The 16,302-nt window shown below is 41.9% G+C and carries 20 protein-coding genes and 1 rRNA gene; 15 read left to right on the top strand and 6 right to left on the bottom strand.

The features are described from left to right. Positions 1-7 precede the first annotated feature (7 nt). From secY to PZ638_RS19775, 9 genes are all read left to right on the top strand, one after another. Positions 8-1,333 (top strand): preprotein translocase subunit SecY, encoded by a 1,326-nt coding sequence (gene secY, locus PZ638_RS19815; protein WP_004265481.1) that lies wholly within the window; start codon positions 8-10, stop codon positions 1,331-1,333. A 46-nt stretch (positions 1,334-1,379) separates the two neighbouring features. Continuing rightward, positions 1,380-1,496, top strand: a complete 117-nt coding sequence (rpmJ, locus tag PZ638_RS19810) for a 50S ribosomal protein L36 (protein WP_004265484.1) — start codon at positions 1,380-1,382, stop codon at positions 1,494-1,496. Between the two features lie 145 nt (positions 1,497-1,641). Next, the gene (rpsM, locus tag PZ638_RS19805) at positions 1,642-1,998 is read left to right on the top strand and encodes a 30S ribosomal protein S13 (protein ID WP_004907144.1); all 357 of its coding nucleotides are present in this window, start codon (positions 1,642-1,644) and stop codon (positions 1,996-1,998) included. 16 nt (positions 1,999-2,014) lie between these two features. After that, positions 2,015-2,404 (top strand): 30S ribosomal protein S11, encoded by a 390-nt coding sequence (gene rpsK / locus PZ638_RS19800; protein ID WP_002919257.1) that lies wholly within the window; start codon positions 2,015-2,017, stop codon positions 2,402-2,404. A 37-nt stretch (positions 2,405-2,441) separates the two neighbouring features. After that, the gene (gene rpsD / locus PZ638_RS19795; RefSeq protein WP_004265487.1) at positions 2,442-3,062 is read left to right on the top strand and encodes a 30S ribosomal protein S4; all 621 of its coding nucleotides are present in this window, start codon (positions 2,442-2,444) and stop codon (positions 3,060-3,062) included. Positions 3,063-3,087: 25 nt separating this feature from the next. Then, positions 3,088-4,077 carry a DNA-directed RNA polymerase subunit alpha gene (locus tag PZ638_RS19790; protein ID WP_004265491.1) on the top strand — a complete coding sequence of 330 codons (990 nt, stop codon included), beginning with the start codon at positions 3,088-3,090 and terminating at the stop codon, positions 4,075-4,077. A 37-nt stretch (positions 4,078-4,114) separates the two neighbouring features. After that, positions 4,115-4,501 (top strand): 50S ribosomal protein L17, encoded by a 387-nt coding sequence (rplQ, locus tag PZ638_RS19785; protein WP_004907152.1) that lies wholly within the window; start codon positions 4,115-4,117, stop codon positions 4,499-4,501. Between the two features lie 133 nt (positions 4,502-4,634). After that, positions 4,635-5,051, top strand: a complete 417-nt coding sequence (gene zntR / locus PZ638_RS19780) for a Zn(2+)-responsive transcriptional regulator (RefSeq protein WP_036959225.1) — start codon at positions 4,635-4,637, stop codon at positions 5,049-5,051. A 33-nt stretch (positions 5,052-5,084) separates the two neighbouring features. Further along, positions 5,085-5,285 (top strand): alternative ribosome-rescue factor A, encoded by a 201-nt coding sequence (locus tag PZ638_RS19775; RefSeq protein WP_004265498.1) that lies wholly within the window; start codon positions 5,085-5,087, stop codon positions 5,283-5,285. Here PZ638_RS19775 and mscL read toward each other — a convergent pair whose 3' ends face one another. From mscL to def, 5 genes are all read right to left on the bottom strand, one after another. Continuing rightward, the gene (mscL, locus tag PZ638_RS19770; protein WP_004265501.1) at positions 5,286-5,696 is read right to left on the bottom strand and encodes a large-conductance mechanosensitive channel protein MscL; all 411 of its coding nucleotides are present in this window, start codon (positions 5,694-5,696) and stop codon (positions 5,286-5,288) included. Positions 5,697-5,801: 105 nt separating this feature from the next. Then, positions 5,802-7,178: a Trk system potassium transporter TrkA gene (gene trkA / locus PZ638_RS19765; RefSeq protein WP_004265502.1), complete on the bottom strand. Its 1,377-nt coding sequence runs from the start codon at positions 7,176-7,178 to the stop codon at positions 5,802-5,804. A 36-nt stretch (positions 7,179-7,214) separates the two neighbouring features. Continuing rightward, positions 7,215-8,498: a 16S rRNA (cytosine(967)-C(5))-methyltransferase RsmB gene (gene rsmB, locus PZ638_RS19760; protein WP_004265505.1), complete on the bottom strand. Its 1,284-nt coding sequence runs from the start codon at positions 8,496-8,498 to the stop codon at positions 7,215-7,217. Between the two features lie 69 nt (positions 8,499-8,567). Then, positions 8,568-9,515, bottom strand: a complete 948-nt coding sequence (gene fmt / locus PZ638_RS19755) for a methionyl-tRNA formyltransferase (protein WP_004265508.1) — start codon at positions 9,513-9,515, stop codon at positions 8,568-8,570. A gap of 28 nt (positions 9,516-9,543) precedes the next feature. Next, positions 9,544-10,065: a peptide deformylase gene (gene def, locus PZ638_RS19750; RefSeq protein ID WP_004265511.1), complete on the bottom strand. Its 522-nt coding sequence runs from the start codon at positions 10,063-10,065 to the stop codon at positions 9,544-9,546. 133 nt (positions 10,066-10,198) lie between these two features. On the opposite strand from def, the gene dprA reads away from it, so the two are divergent. Genes dprA through PZ638_RS19725 form a run of 5 tightly spaced genes read left to right on the top strand, consistent with a single transcriptional unit; the run spans position 10,199 to position 13,502 of the window. Beyond that, positions 10,199-11,275, top strand: coding sequence for a DNA-processing protein DprA (gene dprA, locus PZ638_RS19745; RefSeq protein WP_144141316.1), 1,077 nt, complete (start codon positions 10,199-10,201; stop codon positions 11,273-11,275). Between the two features lie 24 nt (positions 11,276-11,299). Further along, positions 11,300-11,839, top strand: coding sequence for a DNA topoisomerase family protein (locus tag PZ638_RS19740; protein WP_036959223.1), 540 nt, complete (start codon positions 11,300-11,302; stop codon positions 11,837-11,839). Positions 11,840-11,851: 12 nt separating this feature from the next. After that, positions 11,852-12,421, top strand: a complete 570-nt coding sequence (gene tsaC / locus PZ638_RS19735; protein ID WP_004265520.1) for an L-threonylcarbamoyladenylate synthase type 1 TsaC — start codon at positions 11,852-11,854, stop codon at positions 12,419-12,421. 5 nt (positions 12,422-12,426) lie between these two features. After that, a complete protein-coding gene (aroE, locus tag PZ638_RS19730) occupies positions 12,427-13,245 on the top strand; it encodes a shikimate dehydrogenase (RefSeq protein WP_112307797.1) in 819 nt (272 codons plus the stop codon). Continuing rightward, on the top strand, positions 13,242-13,502 hold the full coding sequence (locus PZ638_RS19725) for a DUF1488 family protein (RefSeq protein WP_096865181.1): 261 nt from the start codon (positions 13,242-13,244) through the stop codon (positions 13,500-13,502). The genes aroE and PZ638_RS19725 overlap by 4 nt, the downstream gene beginning before the upstream one ends. Here the strand turns inward: PZ638_RS19725 and PZ638_RS19720 are convergent. Continuing rightward, complete coding sequence (locus PZ638_RS19720) at positions 13,478-14,023, bottom strand: gamma carbonic anhydrase family protein (RefSeq protein ID WP_096865182.1); 546 nt, start codon at positions 14,021-14,023, stop codon at positions 13,478-13,480. The genes PZ638_RS19725 and PZ638_RS19720 overlap by 25 nt on opposite strands. 681 nt (positions 14,024-14,704) lie before the next feature. Between PZ638_RS19720 and PZ638_RS19715 the strand changes: the two genes are divergently transcribed. Continuing rightward, positions 14,705-16,244: ribosomal RNA gene (locus tag PZ638_RS19715) — 16S ribosomal RNA — on the top strand. Positions 16,245-16,302 lie beyond the last annotated feature (58 nt).

Below are 16,302 nucleotides of genomic sequence, written 5' to 3'. Positions count from 1 at the left end.
GTGACAGATGGCTAAACAACCAGGATTAGATTTTCAAAGTGCCAAGGGTGGAGCTGGCGAACTTAAACGCAGACTTTTGTTTGTAATTGGTGCGCTAATTGTTTTCCGAATTGGTTCTTTTATTCCAATCCCTGGTATTGATGCCACTGTGCTTGCCAAATTGCTCGAACAGCAACAAGGCACCATCATTGAAATGTTTAACATGTTCTCTGGTGGTGCTCTTAGCCGTGCTTCTATCTTTGCTTTGGGTATCATGCCGTATATTTCGGCATCGATTATCATCCAATTATTATCAGTGGTTAATCCACGGTTAGCAGAGATTAAGAAGGAAGGAGAAGCAGGTCGTCGGAAGATAAGCCAATATACTCGTTGGGGTACTCTGGTATTAGCAATATTCCAATCTATTGGTATTGCAATGGGTCTACCGAATATGCCAGGGATGCAAGGGTTAGTTATTGATCCGGGTCTCCCGTTCTACTTTACGGCTGTTGTTAGCTTGGTCACGGGGACTATGTTCCTTATGTGGTTAGGTGAGCAGATAACTGAAAGAGGTATCGGTAACGGTATTTCTATCATTATCTTTGCTGGTATTGTTGCGGGATTACCGCCGGCTATTGGCCATACCATCGAGCAAGCTCGGCAAGGCGATCTGCACTTCCTCCTGTTGCTGTTGGTTGCGGTGTTAGTATTCGCGGTTACATTCTTTGTTGTGTTTATGGAACGTGGTCAACGTCGTATCGTCGTTAATTACGCTAAACGTCAGCAAGGCCGCCGTGTTTACGCAGCACAAAGTACACATTTACCGTTAAAAGTGAATATGGCGGGTGTAATTCCTGCAATTTTTGCTTCCAGTATCATACTATTCCCGGGTACAATAGCTTCTTGGTTTGGTGATGGAACTGGCTGGGACTGGCTGACTACAATTTCTATGTATTTACAGCCTGGTCAACCGTTATATGTGTTACTTTATGCATCTGCGATCATCTTCTTCTGTTTCTTCTATACGGCGTTGGTTTTCAACCCGAGAGAAACAGCAGATAACCTGAAGAAGTCCGGTGCATTTGTACCAGGAATTCGTCCGGGAGAGCAAACGGCCAAGTACATTGATAAGGTAATGACTCGCTTAACATTAGTTGGCGCATTATATATTACCTTCATCTGCCTAATCCCGGAGTTCATGCGTGACGCAATGAAAGTACCTTTCTATTTTGGTGGTACTTCCCTCTTAATCGTGGTTGTCGTTATCATGGACTTTATGGCTCAAGTGCAAACTCTGATGATGTCAAGTCAGTATGAGTCTGCATTGAAGAAAGCAAACCTGAAAGGTAAGTAATCATTTAGTGTGATTATGGTTTGCTTAGAAGTTACGGAGAGTAAAAATGAAAGTTCGTGCTTCCGTCAAGAAATTATGCCGTAACTGCAAAATTATTCGTCGCAATGGTAGCGTTCGTGTAATTTGTAGTGTTGAACCAAGACATAAACAACGTCAAGGTTAAGAAAAAGCATTTTTTTCTTGCAAAGTTGGGTTGAGCTGGCTAAATTAGCCAGCCAATCTTTTTTATCTAAGATACATTATTGTTTGAGTATCCTGAAAACGGGCTTTTCAGCACAGTAATGTATATTTTAACTTAGGAGTGCATAGTGGCCCGTATAGCAGGCATTAACATTCCTGATCATAAACATACTGTAATCGCTTTAACATCGATTTTCGGTATCGGCAAAACTCGTTCACAGGCTATCTGTGAAGCAACTGGTATTGCTGAAAATGTTAAGATCAGTGAGCTGTCTGAAGAACAAATCGACAAGCTGCGTGACGAAGTTGCTAAATACGTTGTAGAAGGTGACTTACGTCGTGAAATTACCCTGAGCATCAAGCGTCTGATGGACCTTGGATGTTACCGTGGTTTACGTCATCGTCGTGGTCTTCCTGTGCGCGGACAGCGTACTAAGACTAACGCTCGTACCCGTAAGGGTCCGCGTAAGCCGATCAAGAAATAAGTCGGGGTATTGAATAATGGCAAAAGCACCAATTCGTGCACGTAAGCGTGTAAGAAAACAAGTCTCAGACGGTGTGGCTCATATCCATGCTTCTTTCAACAACACAATCGTTACTATTACAGACCGTCAAGGTAACGCATTGGGTTGGGCAACTGCCGGTGGTTCCGGTTTCCGTGGTTCTCGCAAATCCACTCCGTTTGCAGCTCAGGTTGCAGCAGAGCGTTGCGCAGAAGCCGTGAAAGAATACGGTATCAAGAACCTGGAAGTTATGGTTAAGGGACCGGGTCCGGGTCGCGAATCAACAATTCGTGCTCTGAACGCCGCTGGTTTCCGCATCACTAATATTACTGATGTGACTCCTATCCCTCATAACGGTTGTCGCCCACCGAAAAAACGTCGCGTTTAATACGTTTCGTTTTTTTTAGGACTGTTGGAGAAAGAAAATGGCTAGATATTTGGGTCCTAAGCTCAAGCTGAGCCGTCGCGAAGGAACAGACCTCTTCCTGAAGTCTGGTGTTCGCGCGATTGACACCAAGTGTAAATTAGAACAGGCTCCAGGCCAGCACGGTGCGCGTAAACCGCGTCTGTCTGACTATGGCGTCCAGTTACGTGAAAAACAAAAAGTTCGTCGTATCTACGGTGTTCTGGAACGTCAATTCCGTAACTATTACAAAGAAGCAACACGTCTGAAAGGCAACACAGGTGAAAACCTGCTGACTTTGCTGGAAGGTCGTCTTGATAACGTCGTTTACCGTATGGGCTTTGGCGCAACTCGCGCAGAAGCACGTCAAATGGTTAGCCATAAAGCTATCATGGTAAATGGCCGTGTAGTTAATATCGCTTCTTATCAGGTTTCCCCGAATGACGTTATCAGCGTTCGTGAGAAAGCTAAAAAACAGTCTCGTATTAAGGCTGCTTTAGAGCTGGCTGAACAGCGTGAGAAGCCAACTTGGCTGGAAGTTGATGCTGCTAAAATGGAAGGTGTGTTCAAACGTATTCCTGAACGTACTGACTTGTCTGCGGACATTAACGAACACCTGATCGTCGAGCTTTACTCCAAGTAAAGCTTAGCACCAAAGAGAGGACACAATGCAGGGTTCTGTGACAGAGTTTCTAAAACCGCGCCTGGTAGATATCGAGCAAGTGAGTTCGACGCACGCTAAGGTGACCCTTGAGCCTTTAGAGCGTGGCTTTGGCCATACTCTTGGTAACGCACTGCGCCGTATTCTGCTTTCGTCTATGCCGGGTTGTGCGGTGACAGAGGTTGAGATTGATGGTGTACTGCATGAGTACAGCACCAAAGAAGGTGTACAGGAAGATATCCTGGAGATTCTCCTCAACCTGAAAGGGCTGGCGGTAAAAGTTCAGGGGAAAGATGAAGTTATTTTAACCTTGAATAAATCTGGCATTGGCCCTGTGACTGCAGCCGACATCATCCATGATGGTGATGTCGAAATCGTCAAGCCACAGCACATCATCTGCCACCTGACTGACGAAAGCGCATCTATTAATATGCGAATTAAAGTACAGCGTGGTCGTGGTTATGTGCCGGCTTCTGCCCGAGTTCATTCGGAAGAAGATGAGCGCCCAATCGGTCGTTTGTTAGTCGATGCTTGCTACAGCCCAGTAGAGCGTATTGCCTACAATGTTGAAGCAGCTCGTGTTGAGCAACGTACAGACTTGGATAAGTTAGTTATTGAAATGGAAACTAACGGTACAATCGATCCTGAAGAGGCGATTCGCCGTGCGGCAACCATTCTGGCTGAACAACTTGAAGCTTTTGTTGACTTACGTGATGTACGTCAGCCTGAAGTTAAAGAAGAAAAACCAGAATTCGATCCTATCTTATTGCGCCCAGTTGACGATCTGGAATTGACTGTCCGCTCTGCTAACTGCCTCAAAGCAGAAGCTATCCACTACATCGGTGATCTGGTACAGCGTACAGAAGTTGAGTTGCTTAAAACTCCGAATCTTGGTAAGAAATCTCTTACTGAAATTAAGGACGTCTTGGCATCTCGTGGTCTTTCTCTGGGCATGCGCTTAGAAAATTGGCCACCAGCAAGTATTGCTGATGATTAAGATCACAGGTTAAGGTTTTACTGAGAAGGATAAGGTCATGCGCCATCGTAAGAGTGGTCGTCAATTGAACCGCAACAGCAGCCACCGCCAAGCTATGTTCCGTAACATGGCAGGTTCTTTAGTTCGTCATGAAATCATCAAGACGACTCTGCCTAAAGCGAAAGAACTGCGTCGCGTCGTTGAGCCGCTGATTACTCTTGCCAAGACCGACAGCGTAGCTAATCGTCGTCTGGCATTCGCACGTACTCGTGATAACGAGATCGTTGCAAAATTATTTAATGAACTGGGACCTCGTTTCGCAGCTCGTGCAGGTGGTTACACTCGTATTCTTAAGTGTGGCTACCGCACAGGTGACAACGCTCCGATGGCTTACATCGAGCTTGTTGACCGTGCTGTTGAGTCTCAAGAAGCAGCTGCAGAGTAATCTGCCGTCGCTTTCAAGAAAACCGGGTATATTTGCCCGGTTTTTTTGTACCTGCTATTCTTACTTCTTCAAATAAATTTATTCCCTTGATTTTTTCGTGGTTAACCCATATTTACAGGTAAGTATTATGAGCATGTATAAGATAGGTGAACTTGCTAGGCTAGCAGATGTGACGCCTGATACGATTCGTTTTTATGAAAAACAAGGTTTGATGGGACATAAAGAAAGAACAGAAGGTGGGTATCGGTTATTTACGGAACAAGACCTACAGCGACTGCGTTTTATTCGTTATGCAAAACAGTTAGGTTTTACTTTAGAAGCTATCACTGAACTACTTTCAATACGAGTGGATCCTGAACATCATACCTGCCAAGAATCTAAACAGATTGTTGATCTCAGATTACTTGAAGTTGAAAAAAAGATACAAGAGCTTATTATTATGCGCGATTCGCTGAAGATGTTAAGTTCAGCATGTTGTGGAGAAGAACATGCGACAACCTATTGCTCCATTATGGAAATATTAGAAAAAGGTGCATCTAAAGTTTATTAATTATACAATCTGCTAATTATATGAGGGTATATCATGAGTAAATATCAACATAAACGTGGTGAGATTAAAGATAATGCGATTGAAGCATTACTACATGACCCACTATTTCGCCAAAGAGTTGAAAAAAATAAAAAAGGAAAAGGCAGTTACACAAGAAAAGAAAAAAATAAGAAGTCAGTTAACTGGGAGGCCAGCGGTAATAGGTTTATTTACTTATTACCACTGGCCTTTTAGTTAATTTTTATTTTGTTCTTTTAAAAGATCACGAATTTCTGATAACAGAACTTCTTCTTTAGATGGTGGGGCTGGCTCTGCTGGTGCGGCTTCTTTTTCACGGCGAACTTTATTCATGACCTTAATTGCCATAAAGATAGCGAACGCAACAATAACGAAGTCAAAAACGGTTTGTATAAACATACCATAATTTAGTACTACTGCTGGTAAATCACCTTGTGCTTCTTTTAATACTACGCTGAATGATTTGAAATCAACACCTCCGATTAGTAAACCTAGCGGAGGCATAATGACATCAGCAACTAATGAAGATACAATTTTACCAAATGCAGCACCAATAATAATACCAACTGCCATATCCACTACATTGCCCTTCATAGCAAATTCGCGGAAATCTTTTAAAAAGCTCATTAGACGACCCCTTAATAAATAACTCAATTGAAACAAAACATGTATTAGGTTAACAAATTATAGTCGCTAAAATTATTAAGCTACAAATATTTACTATTTTTATTTTTATAAAAAGAATGGACTTGGTTGAAATAATTTTTCAACTTCGGGTACATACTTTTTATCTGTAATAAACATAATGACATGGTCACCTTGTTCAATTATATGGTAATCACTAGCTATAATGACTTCTTCTTCACGAACAATTGCACCAATAATAGTTCCAGGAGGAAGTTTAATTTCAGATATTTTTTTGCCAACAACTTTTGACGTATTTTCATCACCGTGTGCAATTGCCTCAATAGCTTCCGCAACGCCTCTTCTTAAAGATGAAACATTGACTATATCCGCTTTTCTAACATGGCTTAATAAAGCAGAAATAGTTGCCTGTTGAGGTGAAATCGCAATATCAATCACCCCACCTTGAACGAGTTCAACGTATGCAGAGCGTTGTATAAGAACCATTGCTTTTTTAGCCCCCATTTTTTTTGCTAACATAGCAGACATAATATTAGCTTCATCATCATTTGTTAGGGCAATAAAAACATCCATTTGCTCAATATGTTCTTCTGTGAGTAGTTCTTGGTCGGATGCATCGCCATAAAATACAATGGTATCATGCAGCAACTCAGCAAGTTCTGTTGCGCGCTTCTGGTTGCGCTCAATAAGTTTCACGCTGTAATCTTTTTCTAGTCGCCTTGCTAGACCGGCTCCGACGTTACCACCACCGACTATCATCAAACGTTTGTATGGTTTTTCTAGTCTTTGCAGCTCGCTCATTACGGCTCGGATATGTTGTGTTGAAGCAACAAAAAAAACCTCATCACCCGCTTCAATAATTGTTGAGCCTTGAGGGCGAATAGGTCTATCTTGACGGAAAATAGCGACAACACGAGTATCAATATGTGGCATGTGTTCGCGTAAGCTCGATAGTGCATTACCAACGAGTGAGCCGCCATAATAAGCTTTTACAGCAACTATGCTAACTTTGCCTTCTGCAAAGTTTACAACCTGAAGGGCGCCAGGGTATTGAATTAATTTATAGATATAGTCGATAACTAGTTGTTCTGGCGATATTAAGTAGTCAATCGGGATTTGTTCAGGTAGAAACAATTTGTCGGCTTCACGGATATATTCAGTCGCCCTGATACGCGCTATTTTATTTGGGGTATTAAATAGGCTATATGCAATTTGGCAGGCAATCATGTTAGTTTCATCTGAATTGGTAACGGCTACTAACATATCCGCATCTTCTGCGCCTGCATCTCGAAGCACTCTAGGGTGAGAGCCATGACCATTTACCACTCGAAGATCGAATTGATCCTGTAATTGACGTAACCGATCAGCATCGGTATCAACGACGGTAATATCATTGTTCTCATCAACTAAATTTTCAGCAAGCGTTCCGCCAACTTGCCCAGCACCTAGAATAATGATCTTCATTACATCTTCCTATATCAGAGAGCTGGCTACAATTTACTACACTTTTTTGACTAAGCGTGCATAAAAGAAACCATCACCACCATTAGTACTTGGTAATACTTGTAACCCAGCATCGGTTCCATCATTTAGACTGGCGTCATTATGTTTAGATAGGAAATTTTGTATTTGCTTTCCATTTTCTTCGGGCATAATTGAGCATGTCGCATAAAGTAGAGTACCGCCCGGTTTTAAATAAGGCCAGATAGCTTCGAGAATTTGAGCTTGTAGTTGCGCCAATTCATTTATATCCGAATCACGGCGTAGCCATTTAATATCAGGATGACGCCTAATAACGCCTGTAGCGGAACAAGGTGCATCAAGTAAAATACGGTCAAATTGCTGATCTTTCGCCCATTTTTCAGGCTGTGTGCCGTCTCCTTGTATAACAACAGCATGTTGCTTAAGACGAATTAGATTTTCTTTCACTCTTTTAAGACGATATTCATCGATATCTACAGCAATAACATTCGCTCTAGGGGCTAATTCTAAAATATGGGTTGTTTTTCCACCTGGTGCTGCACATAAATCTAAAATACTTTCCCCATTTTGAGGTTCTAGCAATTCAGCGCAGCCTTGAGCTGAGACATCTTGTACTGTTGACCAGCCATCTTCAAAGCCCGGAAGACGAGATACTGCGGTGGGTTCATCTAACCGAATAGCATTTGGATGTGAGGGGTGCAAATGTGCGGTTATCTCAGATTGTTCTAGTAAGTTGAGATATTGTGCAGCAGTGTGATGTTGAGAGTTTACTCTTAACCACATAGGTGGGCGTTGGTTATTTGCTTCAATAATAGATTGCCAATCCTCTGGATAGGCAGTTTGTAGGCGTTTTAATAACCAGCTTGGATGTAAATATTGGCTAGTGTTGTTAGCAATTCTTTCTTCTAATTGTACTTGTTGGCGCTGAAATGAACGTAATACGCCATTAATAAGCCCTTTTAATTGGGGCTTTTTCAGTGCAACTGCGCCATCTACTGTTTCTGCTAATGCAGCATGAGGCGGTATACGAGTATAAAGTAGCTGGTAGATGCCTACCATAATTAAGTAATGTAGGGTTCTTTGTTTACCCGTTAATGGTTTTTCCATTAGCTGGCTAATAAACCATTCAAGTTTAGGTAAATAACGTAAAACGCCAAAGCAAATTTCTTGTAATAAAGCTTTATCTTTATCATTGATATTGCGTTGTAAGTCAGGCAGTACAGTGCTTAATGATTGGCCGTTATCAAGGACTTGGAAAATTGCTGTTGCCGCGATACTACGCAAATTATATGTGTTTTTCATATGGTGAGGATGAATTCATTAGTGACTGAAATAAAACTGCCTGAAGGTATCAGGCAGTTTACAAGTTCGTTATGCTAGAACTTGCTCTGGGGTAAACCATTCGCGACGAGAGTTTAGGATATCTTGTGCACTCATTGCTTTTTTGCCAGGCGGTTGTAGCTGAGTAATATTTAGTATGCCATTTCCTGTGGCAATGCATATACCTTTTTTGTCAGCGCTAATAATTGTTCCTGGTTGCTTATCATGTGCTTCTTCGAGTGCTTCAGCTTGCCAAACTTTAATGAGTTGTTCTTCAACCATGAAATAACTCATTGGCCAAGGATTGAAAGCACGAATACAGCGCTCAATATGTACAGCATCATCTTGCCAATTAATGCGAGCTTCTTCTTTTGATAATTTTTCAGCGTAATTTGCTAATGAATCATCTTGTTTTTCAGCTGTGCATTGGCCTGAGGATAGCATTTCAACAGTATGAATTAATGCTTCTGGGCCTATTATTGCTAACTTGTCATATAACGAGGCGCTTGTATCACTAGGGTTAATTGGACAAATTGCTTTGTAAAGCATGTCTCCAGTATCTAAACCTGCATCCATTTGCATAATAGTCACACCCGTTTCAGTATCACCAGCCCAAATAGAACGTTGAATTGGTGCCGCTCCTCTCCAGCGAGGTAACAAAGAGCCGTGAACATTCAAGCAACCTAAGCGAGGAATATCGAGAACGGCTTGCGGTAGAATCAGGCCATAGGCAACAACTATCATTAAGTCTGCATTTTGGTTTTTTATCCACTGCTGGTTTTCGCTATCTTTAAGAGATACTGGTTGAAAAACAGGGATTTGGTGTTCTTCAGCGAGAACCTTGACAGGGCTCGGAGTTAACTTTTTACCTCTTCCCGCAGGTTTATCATGGCGAGTGAGGACGCCAACGATTTGGTGTCTAGTATCTAAGAGAGCAGCTAAATGTTTGGCCGCAAAATCGGGGGTACCCGCAAAAATAATTTTTAATGGCTCTGACACGTTAATTTCCCTATTTATATGTAGCGAATTAGCTATTTTTGGCTTCTTTTGCTCTTAGTCTGTCTAACTTTTCAACTTTCTGGCGGATGCGCTGACGTTTTAAAGGCGATAAATAGTCAACGAATAGTTTACCAACAAGGTGGTCCATCTCATGTTGGATACAGATAGCTAATAAACCATCAGCCTCCAGTTCAAAAGACTCTCCGTTATAGTTTAGCGCGCGAACTTTTACCTGCTCAGCACGAGGGACGAAGCCATGTTGTTCTGGAATAGACAAGCAACCTTCTTCGATCCCCGTTTCCCCTGATTTATCTAGTAATTCAGGGTTAATAAGAACTAAGCGATCATCACGAGTTTCAGACACATCAATAACGATGATTCTCTGGTGGATATCAACTTGTGTTGCTGCAAGGCCAATACCTTCTTCTTCATACATGGTATCGAACATATCATCAACGATACGCTGTATAGAAGCATCAACTTTGTCTACTGGCTTAGCAATTGTGCGTAAGCGTTCGTCTGGGTAATGTAATACGTTTAAGACTGACATAAATTTTTCGAGCAGTTTCCAAAATGTGAATGGGAATTAATGACTATTCTAGACATTTCTCATTCATATTGACAGTATTGGTTATGATTTGTTCACTGAAGAACCTATTTGTTGATGAGTCAGGATGACAATAATGAATATCCAAGAAATTTGGTTAAGAATGTCACAGGTTAAAAGGTTATTACCTCTGAATGCAGTAAGAATAATTAATGAGCTAAAACAACTAAATAAAATTAGCTATCAGACTTTACACCATCATGGTTTGAATGAAATACAGCAATTACAGTTTATGAATGTCTCTATGCACCGGCTTGAGAAAGTACAGGCATGGCTTTCAAATAAACATCATCAAATGATTACTTTCTGTGATTCCCATTACCCTTTTTTATTAAAGCAAATTTACCGTCCTCCTCTTTTATTATTTGTCGTGGGAAAAAGTGAATTATTGGTAACGCCACAAATTGCTGTAGTTGGAAGTCGTAGAGCAAGTGAATACGGCAGAATATGGACTAACCTATTTGTGAAGAGCTTTGTCCATCATGGTATAACCATCACCAGTGGGCTTGCATTAGGTATCGACGGTATAAGCCATAAGGCTGCCCTTGATAATCGAGGTGAAACAATTGCGGTTTTAGGTAGCGGGTTAGCGAATATTTATCCACGACAACATACTGAATTGGCTGAAAAAATCAAAAATTATGGTGCTTTGATTTCAGAATATTGGCCTGATGCACCACCATTACCTAAACAATTTCCCAAGAGAAACCGTATTATTAGTGGGTTAAGTAAAGCAGTTATTGTAATCGAAGCAGGGATGAAAAGTGGCTCACTGATAACCGCTAGGTATGCATTAGAGCAAAACCGCGACTTATTTACATTGCCTGCTCCATTAGGTAACTCTGCATTTCATGGCAACCATTGGTTATTACAGCAGGGAGCTTATCTATTAGCTAAACCTGAGGATGTTTTACAGCATATAGGTGATGGGTTAAATTGGATACAAACCGAATTACCTATAGAACAGGCACCACTTGAGTTTAATGTGGTAGAAAATAAAATTTTAGGTATGGTTGGGTACCAAGCGACACCAGTAGATGTCATTGCAGAACAAACCCAAATTCCAGTTACTCAAATTATTACCATATTAACTGAGATGGAAATTAATGGGGTAGTTAGCTCGGGGGCTGGTGGGTATACCAGAGTAACTTAGTTAAAAGCAACAGTAGAGAAAAACATGTCTAAACAACTGCCCTTCGATACAGAAAAAAATGAACATTGTCCAGAATGCGATTCTTTGCTTGTTATCCGCAATAGTTCACATGGGCCTTTTTTAGGTTGTTCAAGTTATCCACAATGTCATTATATGAGACCGCTAAGACCTACGGTGGAAAGTCATATAATTAAAGTATTAGAAGGTCAACATTGTCCTAAATGTAGTCACGACCTAGTGCTTAAGCAAGGCCGATTTGGCATGTTTATTGGTTGTAGTAATTATCCTGAATGTGAACATATTGAGCTAATTGATAAACCGGATGAAACTAAAATTTCTTGTCCGCAATGCCAAAAAGGGAATTTATTACAGAGAAAATCGCGTTATGGTAAGACTTTTTATGCTTGCGACAATTACCCTAACTGTCAGTTTATATTAAATAATAAGCCTATTAATGGTAAATGTAAGTATTGTGAGTATCCATTACTTATGGAAAAAAGGGGGGGACAGGGAGTAAGATTATTTTGTGCCAGCAAACGCTGCGGTAAACAACAAGAAGAATAATGAGTTAAAACTATGTCAAATATATCTACACCTGCAATTGAAAGTATTATTAGTTCATTACAACATGAGGAGGTTATTGCCTATCCAACAGAAGCCGTATTTGGTTTAGGTTGTGACCCTGATAGTGAAACAGCGGTATATAAGTTATTAGAGTTAAAGCAACGCCCTTGGGAAAAAGGATTAATCCTTATCGCTGATAGCTACGAGCAATTAAAAGACTATATAGATGATGAGCAACTAACAGAAGAACAAAAGCAAGCGATGTTTGCAACATGGCCGGGGCCAGTAACATGGGTGATCCCGGCAAAAGTAACGACTCCAAAATGGTTGACAGGTCGGTTTGATACCATCGCAGTGAGAGTTACAGACCATGAATTAGTAAAAAAATTATGCCGTCATTATGGCAAACCTTTGGTATCTACAAGTGCTAATTTAAGTGGGTTAGAGCCTTGTAGGACAACTGAGGAGGTTATTGCACAGTTCAACGGGGGTATTCCTGTTCTTGATGGAATGGTTGGTGGTCGTCAAAACCCATCTGAAATAAGAGACGCAAAAACAGGGCAACTATATCGTAAAGGATAATATTGATGGAAATGTTTGCGGTTTTTGGTAATCCAATTCAACACAGTAAATCACCTGTTATACATAAAATGTTTGCAGAGCAAACAGGGGTTTGCCTTGAATATGAAAAAGTCCTAGCACCAATCGAGGGATTCGAACAAAGTCTAATAGGTTTTTTTTCTCAGGGTGGAAAGGGCGCAAACATTACTTTGCCATTTAAGGAGCGTGCTTTTCAGGCTGTTTCTGAATTAACTGCAAGAGCTCAAGTTTGTGGCGCTGTTAATACGGTGATGAAGCTTGATGATAATCGATTGTTGGGCGACAACACCGATGGAATGGGGCTTTTGTTAGATTTACAACGTTTAAAGTTTGTTCATCCAAATAGCCGAATATTAATGATTGGTGCTGGTGGTGCGACACGTGGAGCATTATTGCCACTTTTAGAATATGGCTGTGATATCACTTTGACAAATAGAACCTTTTCTAAGGTTGAATTATTAGTTAATGAATTTTCAGCACTAGGTAAAATGTGCGGGAAAGAGATCTCACAGATCGTATCTGCTGATTTTGATCTGATTATCAATGCGACTTCATCTGGTGTAAGTGGAGAGGTTCCTGCAATCAATCCAAATGTGTTTAGCGATCAAGTTGCATGCTATGACATGTTTTATCAATCATCATTAACGCCCTTCCTTGAGTTTGCGACTCAACATCAAGTGACTAAAATAGCCGATGGCCTAGGTATGCTAGTAGGGCAAGCCGCGTTTTCTTTTAAACTATGGCATGGCATTCTTCCTGAAATTACACCTGTTCTATCTGCCTTATATAAGGAATTGAAAGGGTGAATCAGCAAATTCAATTCCCTGATAGAGAAGAGTGGGATGCGCTATCCAAGCAAGTACGCTTTCCTGTGTTGATCAGCGGAATGCTTGCGGAATGTGCAATTCCTCAGTCATTGTTATTTCAACGTTATGGTAAAAAAGAAACACCTTTGAGTTTATTTCAGCAGTATCGATGGGATATAGAAGAAGAGTTTGAAGCCTTGATTGAACAAGGCCTCGATGATGACGATGGGCTTTACATATTATCAGATGCTAAATAGTTATTTTTCCATTCGACATAGTTATTCGCTGAATAACGTAAATGGCTTAACTCAGCATCAGTCAATTTTCGGATGGCTTTTGCTGGGCTCCCTGTATATAAGTAACCGGATTCGAGTCTTTTTCCTTGAGTTACTAAACTGTTAGCCCCAAGAATAACGTCATCTTCTACTATAGCCCCATCAATAACAATTGAACCCATTCCAACTAGCACTCTATTTCCTATAGTGCAACCATGTAACATAACTTTATGACCAATGGTGACATCTTCTCCAATAATTAACGGGTTCCCCTCAGGGTTACTTGCGGATTTATGTGTGACATGTAGAACTGAGCCATCTTGAATATTGGTGCGTGCACCAATAGAAATATAGTTAACATCACCACGTAAAACAGAAAGAGGCCAAATACTGACATCATCAGCTATGCGAACATCTCCAATTACAACAGAAGATGGGTCAATGAAAACGCGTGCATTAATAGAAGGGTAAATACCTAAATAAGGACGTAAAAGTGTGTTCATAGTGATAACCATAAAAAAGAAATAAAAGATAGCTGTTAAATAACTCATTGGTTCATTATGAATTTATGAGCCAGTAGGTTGCTAAAGCTAGAATTATAGGCATGAAGTCGTTTCTTTTATAACCGTTATGCGGTGAAAAAGCACAAGGTGGCTATTTTATCCGCAAACAGAGTTTTTTTTAAAAAAAAAGGTTGTGTAATTCTGAAGGCTCCCTATAATGCGCATCCGTTGTCACGATAAACCGGTTAGAAGAAAACTTCATAACCCAGTGATAACAGAGGTGAGAAAGAAAAAAGTTGAAAATAAACGCTTGACTTTCTAAATAAAAAACGTATTATACGACACCTCGCGACAACGACCTGATTCACGGAATCAAGTCCGAAAATCGAAAGATTTAGTCGCAACGCTCTTTAACAATTTATCAGACAATCTGTGTGGGCACTCACAGGACACTATCAAAAAAATATTTGATTTTAAGTCTTGAAGAGTGACTAACACGTTAATTCATATATATGAAATAAGGTAGTAACGCTTATTTTGGAAGGGTAACGCGAAGGCAAGCAGAGATAACCCGAGGCAGTACTTAGGTACGGCGAGGGGAAGCGATGCGAAGCCGACAAAGTTAGCCGAACAAAAGAACGTTACGGTCAGTAAGACATTCTTTGAGCATCAAGCTACTTTTAATTGAAGAGTTTGATCATGGCTCAGATTGAACGCTGGCGGCAGGCCTAACACATGCAAGTCGAGCGGTAACAGGGGAAGCTTGCTTCTCGCTGACGAGCGGCGGACGGGTGAGTAATGTATGGGGATCTGCCCGATAGAGGGGGATAACTACTGGAAACGGTAGCTAATACCGCATAATCTCTCAGGAGCAAAGCAGGGGAACTTCGGTCCTTGCGCTATCGGATGAACCCATATGGGATTAGCTAGTAGGTGAGGTAATGGCTCACCTAGGCGACGATCCCTAGCTGGTCTGAGAGGATGATCAGCCACACTGGGACTGAGACACGGCCCAGACTCCTACGGGAGGCAGCAGTGGGGAATATTGCACAATGGGCGCAAGCCTGATGCAGCCATGCCGCGTGTATGAAGAAGGCCCTAGGGTTGTAAAGTACTTTCAGTCGGGAGGAAGGCGTTGATGCTAATATCATCAGCGATTGACGTTACCGACAGAAGAAGCACCGGCTAACTCCGTGCCAGCAGCCGCGGTAATACGGAGGGTGCAAGCGTTAATCGGAATTACTGGGCGTAAAGCGCACGCAGGCGGTTGATTAAGTTAGATGTGAAATCCCCGGGCTTAACCTGGGAATGGCATCTAAGACTGGTCAGCTAGAGTCTTGTAGAGGGGGGTAGAATTCCATGTGTAGCGGTGAAATGCGTAGAGATGTGGAGGAATACCGGTGGCGAAGGCGGCCCCCTGGACAAAGACTGACGCTCAGGTGCGAAAGCGTGGGGAGCAAACAGGATTAGATACCCTGGTAGTCCACGCTGTAAACGATGTCGATTTGAAGGTTGTTCCCTAGAGGAGTGGCTTTCGGAGCTAACGCGTTAAATCGACCGCCTGGGGAGTACGGCCGCAAGGTTAAAACTCAAATGAATTGACGGGGGCCCGCACAAGCGGTGGAGCATGTGGTTTAATTCGATGCAACGCGAAGAACCTTACCTACTCTTGACATCCAGAGAACTTAGCAGAGATGCTTTGGTGCCTTCGGGAACTCTGAGACAGGTGCTGCATGGCTGTCGTCAGCTCGTGTTGTGAAATGTTGGGTTAAGTCCCGCAACGAGCGCAACCCTTATCCTTTGTTGCCAGCGATTCGGTCGGGAACTCAAAGGAGACTGCCGGTGATAAACCGGAGGAAGGTGGGGATGACGTCAAGTCATCATGGCCCTTACGAGTAGGGCTACACACGTGCTACAATGGCGTATACAAAGAGAAGCGACCTCGCGAGAGCAAGCGGAACTCATAAAGTACGTCGTAGTCCGGATTGGAGTCTGCAACTCGACTCCATGAAGTCGGAATCGCTAGTAATCGTAGATCAGAATGCTACGGTGAATACGTTCCCGGGCCTTGTACACACCGCCCGTCACACCATGGGAGTGGGTTGCAAAAGAAGTAGGTAGCTTAACCTTCGGGAGGGCGCTTACCACTTTGTGATTCATGACTGGGGTGAAGTCGTAACAAGGTAACCGTAGGGGAACCTGCGGTTGGATCACCTCCTTACCATTGAAGTGTTTTTGTGAAGTGCTCACACAGATTGTCTGATAGAAAGTAGAGCAAT

The sequence above is a fragment of the Providencia hangzhouensis genome, assembly GCF_029193595.2.
Lineage (GTDB): Bacteria > Pseudomonadota > Gammaproteobacteria > Enterobacterales > Enterobacteriaceae > Providencia > Providencia hangzhouensis.
This window is presented reverse-complemented; position numbering and strand designations above follow the sequence as displayed.

Coding starts and splice junctions, on each gene's coding strand:
- rsmB (WP_004265505.1), bottom strand. CDS start 8,498: ATGAAAAACACATATAATTTGCGTAGTATCGCGGCAACAGCAATTTTC.
- dprA (WP_144141316.1), top strand. CDS start 10,199: ATGAATATCCAAGAAATTTGGTTAAGAATGTCACAGGTTAAAAGGTTA.
- trkA (WP_004265502.1), bottom strand. CDS start 7,178: ATGAAGATCATTATTCTAGGTGCTGGGCAAGTTGGCGGAACGCTTGCT.
- tsaC (WP_004265520.1), top strand. CDS start 11,852: ATGTCAAATATATCTACACCTGCAATTGAAAGTATTATTAGTTCATTA.
- zntR (WP_036959225.1), top strand. CDS start 4,635: ATGTATAAGATAGGTGAACTTGCTAGGCTAGCAGATGTGACGCCTGAT.
- PZ638_RS19775 (WP_004265498.1), top strand. CDS start 5,085: ATGAGTAAATATCAACATAAACGTGGTGAGATTAAAGATAATGCGATT.
- rplQ (WP_004907152.1), top strand. CDS start 4,115: ATGCGCCATCGTAAGAGTGGTCGTCAATTGAACCGCAACAGCAGCCAC.
- PZ638_RS19790 (WP_004265491.1), top strand. CDS start 3,088: ATGCAGGGTTCTGTGACAGAGTTTCTAAAACCGCGCCTGGTAGATATC.
- PZ638_RS19720 (WP_096865182.1), bottom strand. CDS start 14,023: ATGAACACACTTTTACGTCCTTATTTAGGTATTTACCCTTCTATTAAT.
- rpmJ (WP_004265484.1), top strand. CDS start 1,380: ATGAAAGTTCGTGCTTCCGTCAAGAAATTATGCCGTAACTGCAAAATT.
- rpsD (WP_004265487.1), top strand. CDS start 2,442: ATGGCTAGATATTTGGGTCCTAAGCTCAAGCTGAGCCGTCGCGAAGGA.
- secY (WP_004265481.1), top strand. CDS start 8: ATGGCTAAACAACCAGGATTAGATTTTCAAAGTGCCAAGGGTGGAGCT.
- def (WP_004265511.1), bottom strand. CDS start 10,065: ATGTCAGTCTTAAACGTATTACATTACCCAGACGAACGCTTACGCACA.
- mscL (WP_004265501.1), bottom strand. CDS start 5,696: ATGAGCTTTTTAAAAGATTTCCGCGAATTTGCTATGAAGGGCAATGTA.
- aroE (WP_112307797.1), top strand. CDS start 12,427: ATGGAAATGTTTGCGGTTTTTGGTAATCCAATTCAACACAGTAAATCA.
- rpsK (WP_002919257.1), top strand. CDS start 2,015: ATGGCAAAAGCACCAATTCGTGCACGTAAGCGTGTAAGAAAACAAGTC.
- PZ638_RS19740 (WP_036959223.1), top strand. CDS start 11,300: ATGTCTAAACAACTGCCCTTCGATACAGAAAAAAATGAACATTGTCCA.